The 15,973-nt window shown below is 39.4% G+C and carries 17 protein-coding genes; 9 read left to right on the top strand and 8 right to left on the bottom strand.

The genetic code is table 11. The annotated features are described in order from the left end of the window. The first annotated feature begins 50 nt into the window (after positions 1-50). Entirely contained in the window at positions 51-812 is a 762-nt protein-coding gene (locus ODQ17_RS08000) for an AcfC family putative adhesin (protein ID WP_322902819.1), read from the top strand. A 72-nt stretch (positions 813-884) separates the two neighbouring features. On the opposite strand, the gene ODQ17_RS07995 is transcribed toward ODQ17_RS08000, so the two are convergent. The 5 genes from ODQ17_RS07995 to pncB form a co-directional block, all read right to left on the bottom strand. Further along, on the bottom strand, positions 885-1,304 hold the full coding sequence (locus ODQ17_RS07995) for a hypothetical protein (protein ID WP_322902817.1): 420 nt from the start codon (positions 1,302-1,304) through the stop codon (positions 885-887). 129 nt (positions 1,305-1,433) lie between these two features. Continuing rightward, positions 1,434-2,654 (bottom strand): acetamidase/formamidase family protein, encoded by a 1,221-nt coding sequence (locus ODQ17_RS07990; protein ID WP_322902815.1) that lies wholly within the window; start codon positions 2,652-2,654, stop codon positions 1,434-1,436. A gap of 429 nt (positions 2,655-3,083) precedes the next feature. Further along, positions 3,084-3,935, bottom strand: a complete 852-nt coding sequence (asd, locus tag ODQ17_RS07985) for an archaetidylserine decarboxylase (RefSeq protein ID WP_004790127.1) — start codon at positions 3,933-3,935, stop codon at positions 3,084-3,086. Further along, on the bottom strand, positions 3,932-4,780 hold the full coding sequence (locus ODQ17_RS07980) for a sulfurtransferase (protein WP_322902813.1): 849 nt from the start codon (positions 4,778-4,780) through the stop codon (positions 3,932-3,934). Before ODQ17_RS07980 ends, asd begins: the two co-directional genes overlap by 4 nt. Before the next feature lie 147 nt (positions 4,781-4,927). Continuing rightward, entirely contained in the window at positions 4,928-6,142 is a 1,215-nt protein-coding gene (gene pncB / locus ODQ17_RS07975; RefSeq protein ID WP_005300500.1) for a nicotinate phosphoribosyltransferase, read from the bottom strand. A gap of 168 nt (positions 6,143-6,310) precedes the next feature. Here pncB and dtd point away from each other — a divergent pair, with 168 nt between their 5' ends. Then, positions 6,311-6,754, top strand: coding sequence for a D-aminoacyl-tRNA deacylase (gene dtd, locus ODQ17_RS07970; RefSeq protein WP_322902810.1), 444 nt, complete (start codon positions 6,311-6,313; stop codon positions 6,752-6,754). A gap of 43 nt (positions 6,755-6,797) precedes the next feature. Here dtd and ODQ17_RS07965 read toward each other — a convergent pair whose 3' ends face one another. From ODQ17_RS07965 to serB, 3 genes are all read right to left on the bottom strand, one after another. Beyond that, positions 6,798-7,277, bottom strand: a complete 480-nt coding sequence (locus ODQ17_RS07965) for a hypothetical protein (protein WP_013196563.1) — start codon at positions 7,275-7,277, stop codon at positions 6,798-6,800. A 251-nt stretch (positions 7,278-7,528) separates the two neighbouring features. Then, complete coding sequence (aciT, locus tag ODQ17_RS07960; protein ID WP_004704819.1) at positions 7,529-7,864, bottom strand: ciprofloxacin tolerance protein AciT; 336 nt, start codon at positions 7,862-7,864, stop codon at positions 7,529-7,531. 409 nt (positions 7,865-8,273) lie between these two features. Next, positions 8,274-9,497, bottom strand: coding sequence for a phosphoserine phosphatase SerB (gene serB, locus ODQ17_RS07955; RefSeq protein WP_004790139.1), 1,224 nt, complete (start codon positions 9,495-9,497; stop codon positions 8,274-8,276). Positions 9,498-9,556: 59 nt separating this feature from the next. Between serB and ODQ17_RS07950 the strand changes: the two genes are divergently transcribed. The 7 genes from ODQ17_RS07950 (at position 9,557) to glmU (ending at position 15,968) form a co-directional block, all read left to right on the top strand. Then, the gene (locus ODQ17_RS07950; protein WP_107880420.1) at positions 9,557-10,864 is read left to right on the top strand and encodes a hypothetical protein; all 1,308 of its coding nucleotides are present in this window, start codon (positions 9,557-9,559) and stop codon (positions 10,862-10,864) included. 240 nt (positions 10,865-11,104) lie between these two features. Further along, on the top strand, positions 11,105-12,226 hold the full coding sequence (gene ribBA / locus ODQ17_RS07945) for a bifunctional 3,4-dihydroxy-2-butanone-4-phosphate synthase/GTP cyclohydrolase II (protein ID WP_003654193.1): 1,122 nt from the start codon (positions 11,105-11,107) through the stop codon (positions 12,224-12,226). 11 nt (positions 12,227-12,237) lie between these two features. Beyond that, positions 12,238-12,708, top strand: a complete 471-nt coding sequence (ribH, locus tag ODQ17_RS07940; protein WP_002119264.1) for a 6,7-dimethyl-8-ribityllumazine synthase — start codon at positions 12,238-12,240, stop codon at positions 12,706-12,708. 3 nt (positions 12,709-12,711) lie between these two features. Continuing rightward, positions 12,712-13,161 carry a transcription antitermination factor NusB gene (gene nusB, locus ODQ17_RS07935; protein ID WP_004790142.1) on the top strand — a complete coding sequence of 150 codons (450 nt, stop codon included), beginning with the start codon at positions 12,712-12,714 and terminating at the stop codon, positions 13,159-13,161. A gap of 16 nt (positions 13,162-13,177) precedes the next feature. Beyond that, complete coding sequence (thiL, locus tag ODQ17_RS07930; RefSeq protein WP_322902804.1) at positions 13,178-14,095, top strand: thiamine-phosphate kinase; 918 nt, start codon at positions 13,178-13,180, stop codon at positions 14,093-14,095. Continuing rightward, entirely contained in the window at positions 14,073-14,588 is a 516-nt protein-coding gene (locus ODQ17_RS07925) for a phosphatidylglycerophosphatase A family protein (RefSeq protein WP_013196559.1), read from the top strand. The genes thiL and ODQ17_RS07925 overlap by 23 nt, the downstream gene beginning before the upstream one ends. A gap of 15 nt (positions 14,589-14,603) precedes the next feature. Next, positions 14,604-15,968, top strand: coding sequence for a bifunctional UDP-N-acetylglucosamine diphosphorylase/glucosamine-1-phosphate N-acetyltransferase GlmU (gene glmU / locus ODQ17_RS07920; protein WP_174745462.1), 1,365 nt, complete (start codon positions 14,604-14,606; stop codon positions 15,966-15,968). The last annotated feature ends 5 nt before the right edge of the window (positions 15,969-15,973 follow it).

The raw sequence follows: 15,973 nt of genomic DNA, 5'->3' as shown, positions 1-15,973 counted from the left end.
AATAATAAAAAATATATGCTGATATTTTCTTAATTACTATAGCGATTAAAATGTCAAAACAATATAAATTTATACCGTACCTGATTTGTCTTATTCTCGGTTCTCTACCCATCCATAGTTTTGCAGATGTAGAAGTGTATGGTCCTGGTGGGCCAGCACCCGCCATGAAAGAAGCCGCCAAAAAATTCACCAATAAAACGGGCATAGTAGTCCATGTAACGTCTGGGCCTACTTCTCAATGGTCTGACAAAGCGAAACTAGATGCCGATGTTATCTATAGTGGTTCAGAAGCCATGATGTCTGATTTTGAAAATACTTTTTCTGAGCAAATTATAAAAGACTCGGTGGAACCTTTATATTTACGTCCCGCCGCCATTTTAGTACGCAAAGGAAATCCTAAAAATATTAAAGGATTTAAAGATCTAGCTAAATCTGGCGTTAAAGTTTTAGTTACTCATGGTGCAGGTCAGGTCGATATGTGGGAGGATATCGCTGGTAGAACTGGCAATATTCAATTAACCAAATCTGTTCGAAAAAATATTGCCACCTATGCAGCTAATACAGGTATTGCCAAGAAAAACTGGGAAGAAAACAGCAGCTATGATGCTTGGTTAGTTTTTAATATTTGGGGAATTAGTAACCCAGATGTTGGGCAAATTATCCCTATCGAACCAGAGCTAGTTGTCTATCGAGATACAGGTGTAGCCTTAACCAAGCATAGTTTAAAAGATACTGAAGCTAAACGTTTTGTAGAGTTCTTATCATCTCAGCAAGGTAATACTATTTTCAAAAAATATGGTTGGACTAAATAAGTAAAAAAGGGAGCTTAGCTCCCTTTTATTTTTTTAAATTATTCACTCTAGTTCATCTAGAATATATTCATTTCAAATTAAATATATTCCAACGGCATATAAACTTCCCAGTATTAAACAAAAGGCTGAACTGATATACCAAAATAAATCACTATTACCGACAAATTTTGACTTTAACCATGGAAAAGCCAGACCACGGATAAGAAAAACCGCTGCAACAAGCGACAAAATAAGTTTAGTAAATGGTAATACCTGTATTCCCTTTGCTGCAAAGAAAGCATAAGTAGCACATACAGTTAGAATTAACCCCACAGCTATGGCTGTAAAATTAGGATACCAATGCCCTCTTTCGACCATCTGGACAATACTTTTCCCAGCCCCTAAAAACCGAAAACCATTTGCCCCCCAGAACACACAAACAAAATGAAGTAATGCGGCACAGAATGTTAATAATGCAGCAATATAAAGTAGAGCGTTCGGAAGTGAATGCATTAGATTTTATACTAATTAATATATGTGATATTTATTATACTCAATTATAAAATATATAAAACTTATTAATAGTTAAAATAAATTTAACTTGGTATTTAATATTTTAAATACCAAGCTTAGTTTACTTAATTATTTACTCTCAAACTCTTTAAAATCAGCTTTTCTAATTTTTGCATGGATCCCTTTGGTTTTATCTACAACTTGTGAAACTTCAAAATCAGTTGCGGCACTTAAATACGCATAAGCCGTTGCTTCATCAATACCGTATTCTTGGTTTAAGAAACGAATGGCTTCACGTGTAGACTTTTTCATCGCTTCATCTAGATCTTCATCAAGTCCCGGTGTAATCCAAAACTCAGCATTTTCAGCTAAAGGTTGTTTTAGCTCTTTGCCCGGTATTTTATCTTTACCTGCTTTGAGCAAGGTAAATTTTAGTGTTGCACGTGCTGAAGCTTCGAGTGCCGTTAATGCTACTTCACCATCCCCTTGCGCGAAATGGCTATCACCCGTATAGAATAATGCGCCTTTGACCTGAACAGGATAATAGGCTGTTGAACCTGCACCTAGTTCATTAATATCAATATTTCCCCCATACATTGCAGGCGGTACAGAGTGAACAGGCTCAGAAGTATTGGCTGCTACCCCCATAATTCCCATAAAAGGATAAAGCGGGAAACGTATTGATTTACCCGATTCTGTTTTTAATACACCTTCGTACTCACCTTTCGCATTTTTTTCAATTGGTGTGAAAATTGAGACATTTCCATAGCGTTCAGGATGCTCAGCCGATGCATTTTCTTGCTTTGCTTTTTTAGGAAATTCCCCGACTAAAGCACCTTTACCATGTCGATTTGAAATAACACCGTAAGGTACACGCGGCTCAACTTTAAGTACCTCAACTTTCAAAATATCACCGGGCTGCGCGCCTTCAATTGCAACAGGACCTGTCACAATATGTGGCCCATCTTTATGAAAATCATGCTTTAAATTTGACTGCGTAATTGTTTTTGCATCTTCCAAGATTTCATTAGATTTGACACCTTTCGATTGAAAGAACTTTTCAGCATTACGCCCTTGGTCTTCAAGCAAACCTTCATGAGAAACCGTATCAAATGTCACAACACTACCCGACGGAACAGTAAGGACGGGTTTAGCATCCCGATTCGGTAAATAACCCCATGTAATGGTATTTAAAGTAGATGGAACGTAATAATTACCTTTATATTCGCCACTTTGAAGTTGAGTAGGCTGTTTTGAAATTTGATTTAAAACTTTAAAATCATTGGCATGGCTGAATGAAATACAAAGTACAGATAAAACCGAAGCTGTCAGGCGTTTAACTTTTAACATGATTTCAGAACCTAAAAAATATGAAAATTACAGTAAGGTCCTGAATAGTTAGCAAGCATTGTGCCAAGGCTAAAGGCTGTACAATATCTAAAAAGCGCTTCATATTTATAAAATTAAATAATTTTTTTAGATTTAATAACTTACCTTCAAATAAAATTAAAATTACGACTTAAGTCTAACTTAAATATTTCTTTCTATTTTTATTTATTAATTTTCAATCATATTAATATTTTTGCTCTCTCCAGACACATATTTTTAGACTAACTTCTATAATGTCCTATTTCAGATCACTTAATAATAATTATATTTCTATATATTATAAATATAAACAAAGTTATATATTTTACGTTTATATAATTTAAATCAAAAAAATAAACCCTGAATAATTAAAGTCAGGGTTTATTTATCTTATAGGGGTTATATCGTTTACTAAACTGTATGTCCCATGCGCTCACCCATTACAACCACAGACTCAGCTTTAAAACGTTGTTCCCATTCGATCTTATCTTTTTCAAATAAAATAACCGCTGTAGAACCTAAATAAAAACGTCCAAGCTCAGCACCTTTCTCTAGCTTTAACTGATGATGCTGTAATTCAATACGACCTGAAGGTTTCACTTTACCTGTTGCCACAGTTTCAATACCAGCAACAATCATTGCACCCACTAACACAACAGCCATACGGCCAAGTTCAGTATCAAACAAACACACCATGCGTTCATTACGGGCAAATAGTCCCGGTACATTTTCAGCAGTCACCTGATTTACCGAAAATAGCTCACCCGGTACATACAAAGTTTCAGTTAATGTACCTGCAAACGGCATATGAACACGGTGGTAATCGCGTGGAGATAAATAGACTGTCGCGAACTCACCTTCTTGGAATGGCTGAGCAAGTTGAGGGTCGCCAATGAGTTTCTCTACAGAGAAGCTTTGACCTTTTGCTTGAAATACTTCACCCGCAGTAATTTTACCAATCTGAGAAATAGCACCGTCAGCAGGTGACACGATGCTATCTGCATTTTCGTCAACGAGACGCACGCCATCTTTTAAAGCACGGGTAAAAAAGTCATTAAAAGATTTATATTTCAGTGCATTGCCTTGTTCAGCAATGGATAAATCAATCCCATATTTGGTTTTAAATGCATGAATAACAGCAGTTTTCACAACTGGATTTTCACTCGCAGCAACTTTACCTACCACACGGCTCAATTGGTGCTGTGGTACAAGGTTTTGTGCCTTAATAAATAATTCTTTTTTTAATCGAGATGTGAAACTCACGACGGTGATTCTCCAGTAATAATAGGACTATCGAGGCGATTGCCCCATTCACTCCACGCACCATCATAGGCTTTTGCTTCCCAGCCCAAGAGCCTAGCCAAAATATAGGCCAAACCAGAACGGTGATGTGACTGGCAGTACACAACTACAGGTTGCTGTAAATCGAACCCAAGTTGTTCAAGGCGCTGCCGCGTGCGTTCAAGCGGATGCAATTTTAGATGATTTTGGCGATTAAGTGCAGTACTCCATTCAAAATGGAGTGCATTTGGAATGTGACCGCCGCGTCGCGCTGCTAAACGGATCCCACTATATTCATCACTCGTCCGGCAATCCCACAATTGAACATTTTCTTGTTCTACTTGTTTGCGTAGCTCTTCATAGTTCACACGGAACTGAGCGGCATGTGATAAATCAATCTGAATTAAGTCTGTAACACGAGAAACTTCTTCGACTTCTGCTGTCGTTGGTAACCCTGCTCCTAACCATGCATGGATACCGCCATTAATTAAACTGGTACGTGTGAATCCTAAGCAATGCAAATTCCAGATTAAACGTCCAGCCCATGCTCCGCCTTCATCGTCATAGACCACAACATGATGATTCGGTGAAATATTCAATTTCTCAATCAGTGCTTGTAAACCTGCTTCATCTGGCAAAATGCCAGTGGCTTCTTCGTGTTGAGACACTAACCATTTTGGTTGTAAGTGAATAGCATGCGGAATATGAAGTTGCTCATAAACAGACGCACGGCTCAAATCTACAATGCGAATATATTCATTGCCTAAATAAGGCACTAATTCTTCTGCTTCTATTAATAAATCGAGTTTAAAATTCGGGAGTGTCATCGTCATGGTTTCTTTTTATACCAGCTTAATTTCATATTAGCATAAGCTTATATCTAACAAACTCTGATTTTCTGCAACTCTTTAGCAGAAAATCAGATATCAGCATTCTTACTTTTAAAAATACAAAATAGCGAGACTATTTATTACTTAAACCACTTCTTCAAGTTCTTCGATTTCAAAAACCTGACGTAAATAAGCCAAGAAAGTATCGTTATCAGTCATGGTTTTACCGGGACTATCAGAAATTTTCGCAACCGACTGACCATTACATTCGACTAGTTTCAACACAATATTGAGCGGCTTTTGGCCCATATCATTGGTCAAATTAGTTCCAATACCAAAACTCACCTGAAAACGATCTTTAAAGTATTGATGTAATTCCCATGCTTTTGGCAAATTAAGACCATCGCTAAAAGTCAGCATCTTGGTTTTGGTATCAATTTTTAATTTACGATAATGCGCATAGGCCTTATCGCCCCATTCGTAAGGGTCACCACTGTCATGACGTAAGCCATCAAATAGTTTCGCAAAATACAAGTCAAAATCCCGGAGGAACGCATCCATACCAACAACGTCAGTCAAAGCAATTCCTAAGTCTCCGCGATATTCTTGAACCCACGTCTCTAAAGCCGCTTTTTGAAAGTCACGCAATCGCACATCAAGTGCCTGAAAAGCTTGTAGAAATTCATGAGCCATGGTTCCAATTGGTGTAATGTTTAACTCTTTTGCAAGCAGGACATTACTTGTACCACGGAACACATTTGGCACTGTTTTATGAAAGGCTGCCACCACATGTTTTTGCCATACGAAGCTATAACGGCGACGTGTACCAAAATCAGAAACTAAGAATGGCGGATCATTCGGTTTTTGTGTTTTTTCATATTCTTGAATCAATTCAAGCTTGGCTTTTAAACGACGCTCGCCTTCAGCCCATACTTCATCAGTTTTGATACGGCTAAAATAAAGTTCATTTACAATTGCCAATACAAAAATTTCAAACATCATGGCTTGGACCATCGGACCTTCAATATGAATATCCAAACGACCTTCCGCATCGATGCTAGCCCGAATAAAGCGTCGCTTCAGTTGAAACAGTTCTAAGTAATCGACAAAGTCACTTTTTATAAAGCGTAATTTACGTAAATATTGAAGCTCGTCTTCTTTATATTTAAGACTACACAAATAGTCGAGTTGCTCGTTTAAATCATCCAAAATATCTACTAGTGGATAGACAGTATCTTCTAAATTTCTACAGCGGAAATGGTAGACACTATGGGTTTGCGGGAATTTATGCAAAACCACTTGTAACATCGTAAATTTGTACAAGTCTGTATCTAGTAAAGAATGGATAATTGGAGACATAGTCAATGATTATTCGCTTGCTTCTTAGCATTAAAGCATATTTTTATAAATCAATTGCGAGCTTTTAGACCATTGTTGCAATTCCATGAAATTTCCTTTTAAAAATCATTTAATTTAAATTCTGCTAAACTAAATCAATTCAATTAATTGCAGAAATTTGCTTTAACTATGCGCGCTTTAATACAACGAGTTCTTGAAGCCAAAGTGGTGGTTGACGGTGAGACTACTGGTGAAATCCAACACGGACTACTGGTTTTTTTAGGCATTGGCCGTGATGACACTTTAGCGATGGGCCAGAAGCTTATTGATAAGATTTTGAAATATCGCATCTTTGATGACGAACAAGGCAAAATGGGTTGGAATGTCTCTCAAGCAAATGGTGGAATCCTGCTTGTTTCACAATTTACTCTAATGGCTCAAACGCAAAAAGGGTTACGTCCAGATTTTGGTCCAGCCATGCCACCAGCAGATGCCAAAGCGTTATATGAACAGTTAGTTGAATATGCCCATTCACAATTTGAAAAAGTTCAAACTGGCATTTTTGCAGCTGATATGAAGGTTCATCTCATTAATGATGGTCCGGTTACGTTTAACTTAGAAGTTGAAGCATAGATATAAAAAAACTCCCATTTGGGAGTTTTTTTATATCTGGCGATTAACGACCAGTTTTCTCTTTAATAAAAGCACGTGCTTGACGTACTTTCTCTTTAACTGGTTTTGGCAACTTAGGTGGGATGAGTCTAGCCACTTGGTTAAACCAAACAAGTAGACTGAAGTCTCCTTCCATTTTAATACTGCCGTTTTGCATGCCTGTCATAAATGCAGTTGGGTCACCTTTAATCAAAGTTTTTACACCCTGTTCGCTATCTGCAAACTGCAAGATAAAGTCAGCTTTTTCAGGTGCACCTGCAACTGTATCGATCTGTCCATTATTAATAATGATCTGACGTGCAACACCTAAGTCCGTACCAATCTGAATACGGAAAGCGCGGTCATGAATCAATTCAATAAACTTAGGGCTAGTACGTGCCAATTGCTTCATACGCAGCACTAAACCTGCTACCAATAAATCTAACGGGTCTGTACTGACATCAACGAGAGGTAACTTGACTACAGGTATAGAAGAAAGTTTCATGAACATTCACGCCTATTGTATTTTTATGAAAACTTTAGAGCAAAACTCAGCAAGGACATACCATTGCTTGTGTTTTGTGCATCAACTGATAATTTTTAGCTGGCAACGCAATCTAGATGAAACGTCAACAGACGCGTCTATCGTAGCATAACTGGCTATTTTTTAATAAATGCTTTGTATAATAAAAATCACGTTTCGTAAATAAAAAAGGCATGCTGTGCATACCTCTTTACCGTTAGATAACAATTTAATTATCGGCTAGAACATTGCTGCTGATCATCTTCATATACTGGCGTGTGTTCTATATATTGGCGATTTGCCAAAGCCTTTTGTGCCTGTTTATCCTCACGTAACAAAACAAATGTAACCATTACCATCGCTAGACTTAGTGCAGTTAAATAACTATATGTGACTGGCATTTCAAAAGTGACTTGAACTCCAAAACGGACCACTTCTAATAGCCCCCAAAAGAACATCCCTGCAAGCATAAAACCAAGCCAACGACGGTAAGGAGAAAAGAAAACAGCAACAAGCGCGACAGCGATCAAGCTGAATCCGGCGATAGCGGCAAAATTCGCTGTTACCATAGAAACCTCCGTCTTAATGAAAACGTCTAAAAAGATTCGGTCTTAAAAACCCGACCTCATTCCAAAAACAACTTTAATTCATAATTTGTGTTGAAGCTTAGGATGCATTATGGATGTTTTTTTTTAGAAAAAAAGACCCGTTTTTTCTTAATGCGACATACTTTGTCGCAACATTCTTTTGTCATTACATTTTTGTAAAATTCAAAAAGTTCGATTCCCTATATGGCATCAATTCTGGCGTGTCATTACAAAAAAATATGCTGTTTTTAAGGACCAAAATAAGTTTTTTTCAGATTTTTTTATTGCCTTTTTTCTGTGCATGATTTGAGCATAACATGCTTGTTTTTATGACTATTCTGCATAAAAAAAGCGCTACTCTGAAGTAGCGCTTAAAGCTTAGCCTTATAGATTAAGCACGGTTTAAATCTTTGTCATGCATACCAAGTAAATACAGAACCCCATCTAAGCCAACGCTTGAAATAGCCTGATTTGCATTTTGACGAACTAAAGGTTTAGCGCGATAAGCTACACCAAGCCCTGCAATCGCAAGCATTGGCAAATCGTTTGCGCCATCGCCTACTGCCATCGCTTGCTCTAAAGAAATACCCATTTTATTTGCAAGTTCGCGTAATAACTCAGCTTTACGAGCGCCATCAACAATTGCGCCTTTCACTTCACCCGTTACGAAACCGTCTTGCACATCTAAGATGTTAGCGTGAACTTCATCAATACCAAGTTTGCCTTGTAAATATTCGGCAAAATATTGGAATCCACCAGATAAAATTGCCGTTTTATAACCAAGCGCTTTTAAGGTTGAGATGAGACGCTCTGCACCTTCAGTAATGGTTAAACGCTCTGCAATTTTAGGTAAAACAGCAGCATCTAGCCCTTTTAATAATGCAACACGAGCACGGAAGCTTTGCTGGAAATCAAGTTCACCTTGCATCGCTCTTTCAGTGATTTCAGCAACTTGTGCGCCTACCCCTGCTTCAATCGCTAACTCATCAATCACTTCTTGTTCAATGAGTGTTGAGTCCATATCAAAACAAACTAAACGGCGGTTACGTCGATAAGCGTTGTCTTCTTGAACAGCGACATCAATATTTAATTCACTTGAAAGAAGTAAACATGCTGCACGCATAGCTTGAGCATCTAGAGTTGGGCCACTGCTTAAACCAAACTGTACACATGCACGACGCGGGAATGCGCTATCCTTTTCAAAGTCGACACGGCCTGATAAACGGGTAACAGTTTCAATGTTAAAGCCTTGGCTAGACACAATTTGTGTAACCGCTTGTAAGTGTGCAGCAGTGAGTTCAGGGGCTAAAGCCGTGACGATATAACGAGTACGGCCACCTTCAGTTACCCATTGATCGTATTCTGCGCCTGTGATTGGTTTAAAGCGCACTGTTAAGCCAATATCATGTGCTAAAATCAGAATTTCTTTCATTGCCAATGCGGTCGCAGTTTCATTATCGGAAGCGACTACAATGCCCAATGTGAGTTGATTATGAATAACAGCCTGACCTACATCCAGTATTTGCAATGAATGTACGGATAGTACTTGCATTAATCGGGTAAACTGGTTTGGTTGGTCTGGTCCTAAAAAGGATATAAGAATGATTTCTCGCATGAATTGACTCTAGTCTGAGTGACAACTATTGTAAGAATCATAATCGAATTTCAATATAATTGCCTTGGAAGTTTAACTTGATTGCGCCTAGACAAGGGCTATTTGCTAGCCTACTGATCGTTAGTTTTGCATTGCATACCTTTTTAATGGTGATTGCAACGACACACCAGCTCAATGAAAACCGTGCGAGTCAAGGTCAGCTCATGACCAGTCAACTCGTTGCAGACAGCTTATCTGAGCTAGAACCTGCCAATACGGTATCTTTAGCTCTGATTGCTAATCGCTATGCGACCAATCCAAGCGTTGCGTCTATTCGCATTCTTGATGCCAACAAACAAGTGCTGGCAACGAGTGGAATTTCAAAAACTCGCCAAGGTGAGATTTTTGCTCGCGATGCTCTGCAAAATGAAAAGAAAGTGGGCTCTATTGAAATTACGCTGATTCAACCAAGTATTGGTGAAATTCTGCGCACTCAATGGCTAGCAATTTTAGCTTCACTGTTTTTGCATGTTTTATTATGGCTTGCCTATCGCGCGATTGCTCGCCCAACCCGTAGCGAATATTTGGCACGTATTAACGAAGAAAACCGCTTAAAACATGAAATTCAGCAGTTAACTCAGGCATTGGCTCTAGAAAAACAAAATACAGTAACGTTGGTTGCTCAAGCTCAACAACAAGCGAAAGGTAAACCAGCGGCTCGACCACAACCAGAGAAAACAGCAGATTCAGCTGACCAACATATGTTGGCACTCAATATTCAGTTTTATGACCCTAAACAGTTATTAAGCAGTGTTAACCAATCGGTATCTGTTCCGTACTTTAAACTCTGTCAGCTCTTTTTAAACAAGAGTATTGAGTTATGCGTGAAGCATTACCAGTTAAAGTTAGCGGACATTGAAGTCGTAAATGAGTTTAATGCTGACGGCGCTACACTTGCGATTTCAACCTCGCATACTCACGCTGTAGAGTGTCTGCTTATGGTTGGAACCGTATTCCAGTTGCTCTCTGACGTTTTATATAAACGTTATCGCGAAGATAAACGCTTTGCGCTTCAAACTCGTAGTGCAACATGTAATGCTGTGGAAGCAATGCAAATTGATGCGAAAGAAGCTGCTCAACGTTTAGCACAGCATCTTCATGCGAAAGAATCTGCTTTATATCTTGAGAATGATCAACTCAAAGCAATTCAAGACAGCTATCAACTTGTTGCAATGCCAAACCCAAGCAATGTGATGACTCGTCATGCCTTTATGATCAATGGTATGAATGCAGAGTGCGCTGAACTTGCTCAAAATATCCGCACTGAAATTTTGATGGGAAAAAAATCAATCCCACAAAATGATAGTCCAAGCAGTGCAGCTTCATAAAAAATAACTGCGCATATCAGAACCTAGCCTTTTGGCTAGGTTTTTTTTATTTAAATTCATTGTTTTTATTTTAAATTATTCCATTTTCTTATGATTTATTTGTATAAATAAAGCTGGATCTATTCTATCTCATTGCAAAGTTGGATAAATCAGAATCATAGGCAAAATTCTCTAAACAGCGTAAACTATGCAAAATTTATTAAATAGAAATTGTCTAACGACAAAAAAAGGTGAGAGCGAATGCCGCTGAGTCGTGTTGAAGATCTTGTCGCCGATATTCGTGCAGGCAAAATGGTTATCTTGATGGATGACGAAGATCGCGAAAATGAAGGTGATCTTGTCATTGCAGCAACGCATGTTCGTCCTGAAGATATTAACTTCATGATTACCCATGCACGTGGTCTAGTTTGCTTAACGTTAAGCCGTGAGCGCTGTAAGCAGTTAAACCTTCCGTTGATGGTTGACCAAAATGGTGCTCAGCATAGTACAAACTTTACCTTATCAATCGAAGCCGCTGAAGGTATTACAACTGGTATTTCAGCAGCAGAGCGTGCACATACAATTCAAGCTGCTGTCGCAGCGCATGCAAAGCCAAGTGATATTGTACAGCCGGGCCATATTTTCCCGTTAATGGCACAGCCAGGCGGTGTTCTACATCGTGCGGGTCATACCGAAGCGGGCTGTGATTTAACACGCTTAGCAGGTCTTGAACCAGCTTCTGTCATTTGTGAAATCATCAATGAAGATGGCACAATGGCACGCCGTGCAGATTTAGAAATTTTTGCCGAGAAGCATGGCTTAAAAATTGGTACAATTGCGGACTTGATTCACTACCGCATGACTAATGAGCAAACGGTTGAACGTCTGGATCAAAAAACCATTCAAACAGAATATGGTTCATTTGAACTCTATCGTTATCGTGAAATTGGTAACCCGGACATCCATTTGGCTTTAGTCAAAGGCGAGCCAAAAGAAGGTGTTACAACAGTACGTGTACATGGTTTCAGTCCAATTCGCGATTTACTTAAGCTCAATAAAGCTGATGGTGAACCTGCGTGGAATCTAGACCGTGCACTACAGACAATTGCAGCGAGTGATCGCGGTGTTTTAGTCTGGATCGGGCAAGATCATTTGCAAGACTTGGGACCAGCGTTGGATGATTTAAATAAACCAAAACCGGTGAAATCCAATGCAGCACTTTCACACCAATATCAAACCATTGGTGTAGGCGCTCAAATTTTGCGTGACTTAGGTGTTGAAAAAATGAAGCTTCTTAGCTCACCATTACGTTTCAATGCTTTATCTGGCTTTAATTTAGAAGTAGTGGAATATGTCACTGCTGATCAAATCACAACGAAATAATCGAGGTTGCTATGGCAATTCGCCGTATTGAAGGTTTATTACATCTCGCAAGCGAAGGTCGTTATGCGATTTTAGTGGGTCGTTTCAACAGTTTTGTTGTTGAACACTTATTGGATGGTGCAATCGACACATTAAAACGTCATGGTGTAAATGAAGATAACATTACTGTTATTCATGCACCTGGCGCATGGGAACTCCCGATTGTTGCTAAAAAATTAGCTACATCAAATCAATTTGATGCAATCATCGCACTTGGCGCAGTTATTCGTGGTAGCACACCACACTTTGACTTCGTTGCTGGTGAATGTGCAAAAGGTTTAGGTGTAGTCGCGTTAGAAAGCAGCTTGCCTGTCATCAATGGTGTATTAACTACTGATAGCATCGAGCAAGCCATCGAACGTTCAGGTACAAAAGCAGGAAACAAAGGTAGCGAAGCTGCTTTAACTGCAATTGAAATGGTTAATTTATTAAAGGCAATTTAAAGCATGTCTCAAACACTGCAAGCCGCTTATGCAGCAAAACGCAAAGCACGTCGTTTTGCTGTACAAGGTATTTATGAGTGGCAAATGAGTCACAATCCTGTACATGAAATCGAAGCACGTACTCGTGCTGAAAATGCCATGCACAAGGTAGACTTAAATTACTATCACGAACTACTAACGCAAGTGATTGCACTGCGCGACGATCTTGATGCATTACTCATTCCGGTACTTGACCGTGAACTTAGTGCACTTGATGGTGTAGAGCTCGCAACCTTACGTTTAGGTGCTTACGAGTTACGTGATCATTTAGAAGTACCTTATCGTGTAGTTCTTGATGAAGCCATTGAACTCGCCAAACACTTTGGTGGAGCAGATAGCCATAAATACATTAATGGCGTTTTAGATCGTTTAAGTTCAACACTACGTAGTGCTGAAAAACAACAAGCAAACTAATAGGTTTGAAGTTGATATGGCTGAGTTTTCTATTATTGACCAATACTTTAACAGACAATCTTATGCAGATGTCACCTTAGGTATTGGAGATGACTCAGCCTTAATCACCCCTCCCCAAAATCAACAATTGGTGATCTGTGCAGATACACTAGTTGCTGGTCGTCACTTTCCTCTTAATACCTCAGCGCATGCAATTGGCTGGAAAAGTGTGGCTGTAAATCTTTCAGATATTGCTGCCATGGGTGCTAAACCCCATAGTATTTTACTTGCGTTAAGTCTCCCTACCATTGACCATGAATGGCTCGAAGGATTCAGTCAGGGCATCTATGACTGCTGTAGTCAATTTGGCGTTGCTCTCATTGGTGGAGATACGACCCAAGGTCCACATCTGACCATTACCGTGACGGCTATGGGTTGGATTGAAGCTGGACAAGCGGTGTTACGCTCGGGCGCAAAAGTCGGTGACTATGTGTGTGTGAGCGGTCAAGTTGGAGACGCAGCATATGGTTTACAACACCTAGGTCATCCATTACAAAAAAGACTAGACTACCCGACGCCACGTTGTCAGCTTGGACAACAGTTAAAGGGCCTTGCTTCTAGCATGATTGATATTTCTGATGGATTAGCCCAAGATTTAGGTCATATTTTAAAAGCTTCAAATGTCGGTGCTCGGTTATTTTTAGAAAAGTTACCGATTGATTCAACGCTAGAGGAACTACCAGAACAGCAGCGTTGGCAATATGCGCTAGCTGGTGGTGATGACTACGAATTATGTTTTACAATAACACCGCAAAATTATGAAAAACTTTTGCAAAAACAACTAGACATTAAGTTTACAATGATCGGACAGATCGTTGAGCAAACACAACTAACTTTTGAGCATTTGGGTTCGGATTACCCATTGCAAATTCATGGATACCAACACTTTGCATAAGCCGCCGATTCATTTTAAAGACATGTCTTGGTTCAACCGCTGCATCGTTTTCTGTGGAGTTGGTTTCGGATCTGGTCTCGCACCTAAAGCCCCTGGTACTTTTGGCTCTGCTTTTGCCCTACTCTTCGTTCCGATCTGGTTATCGCTTGGATTTAACTTAAGCTTAATCGCGATAATTATCATGTCCTTGGTCGGGATTTATATCTGTGGTCAAACTGCGAAAGTCATAAATGTACACGATGATGGTCGAATTGTGTGGGATGAATTTGCAGGGCAATCTATTACCTTTCTTCCTCTCATTTACTTACAACAAATGAACTGGATGTGGGTGATCGTCGGCTTCATATTATTTCGAATTTTCGATGTTTGGAAACCTTGGCCTATACGTGTTATTGATCGTCAAGTGCATGGTGGTTTTGGTATTATGCTTGACGATATTATTGCCGGTGTATGGGCTGCTCTTTGTACACTAATTATTATCCATTTGACTTAATCATTAGAGTTATTCATGTCAACTACCGTCATTATTCTTGCTGCTGGTAAAGGAACGCGTATGCGTTCTCAGCTTCCTAAAGTATTACAACCTTTAGCGGGTCGCCCACTATTAGGGCATGTCATTCAAACGGCAAAACAATTACAAGCTAAAAATATTATTACGATTTATGGTCATGGTGGTGACCGCGTACAACAAACATTTGCCCAAGAAAATGTTCAATGGGTTGAGCAAGCTGAACAACTTGGTACAGGTCATGCAGTACAAATGACCTTACCTGTACTTCCTAAAGAAGGTGTTTCACTGATTTTATCAGGCGATGTGCCATGTATTAATGCAAATACGCTACAAAAATTATTAGATGCATCGACCCAAACAGGAATTGGCTTGGTTACGCTCACTGTAGATGATGCAACAGGCTATGGTCGTATTGTGCGTCAAGATGGCAAAATTCAAGCCATTGTTGAACATAAAGATGCAAACGAAGCACAACGCCAAATTAAAGAATTCAATACAGGCATTTACTGTGTTAGCAACGCAAAACTTCATGAGTGGTTGCCTAAACTTTCAAATGAAAATGCACAGGGTGAATATTACCTAACTGACATCGTTGCAATGGCAATTGCAGATGGCTTAGAAGTTGCCTCTGTTGAACCAGAGCTTGCTTTTGAAGTTGAAGGTGTTAATGACCGCATACAACTTGCAGCTTTAGAACGCCAGTTCCAGCAAGAGCAAGTCAAAAAGCTCATGCAGCAAGGTGTAATGTTCTTTGACCCTGCACGCTTTGATTTACGTGGTTCTGTAAAAGTTGGACAAGACGTTCGTATTGACATCAATGTTATTATTGAAGGTGAATGTGAGCTTGGTGATTTTGTAGAAATCGGCGCTGGCTGTATTTTAAAGAACACCAAAATTGCAGCAGGCACTAAAGTTCAGGCCTATAGCGTTTTTGATGGCGCAGTTGTAGGTGAAAATGCTCAAATTGGACCATTTGCACGCTTACGCCCAGGGGCTAAATTGGCAAATGAAGTACATATTGGCAACTTTGTTGAAGTTAAAAACACATCGATTGGACTAGGTAGTAAAGCTAACCATTTCACATACTTAGGTGATGCAGAAATCGGTGCTGAATCAAATATTGGGGCAGGTACTATTACTTGTAATTACGACGGTGCAAATAAACACAAAACCACTATTGGCGATGCCGTTTTTATCGGTTCTAATAGCTCGCTGGTTGCTCCGGTGACCATTGGGAATGGCGCAACAGTTGGTGCGGGTTCTGTGATTACGAAAGATGTAGCCGAACAAAGTCTCTCCTTTGAACGTGCGCAACAAATTTCAAAAGCAAATTATCAACGTCCCCAAAAGGTTAAAAAATAAGAGGA

Source organism: Acinetobacter sp. IRS14, from assembly GCF_034650275.1.
GTDB lineage: Bacteria > Pseudomonadota > Gammaproteobacteria > Pseudomonadales > Moraxellaceae > Acinetobacter > Acinetobacter oleivorans.
This window is presented reverse-complemented; position numbering and strand designations above follow the sequence as displayed.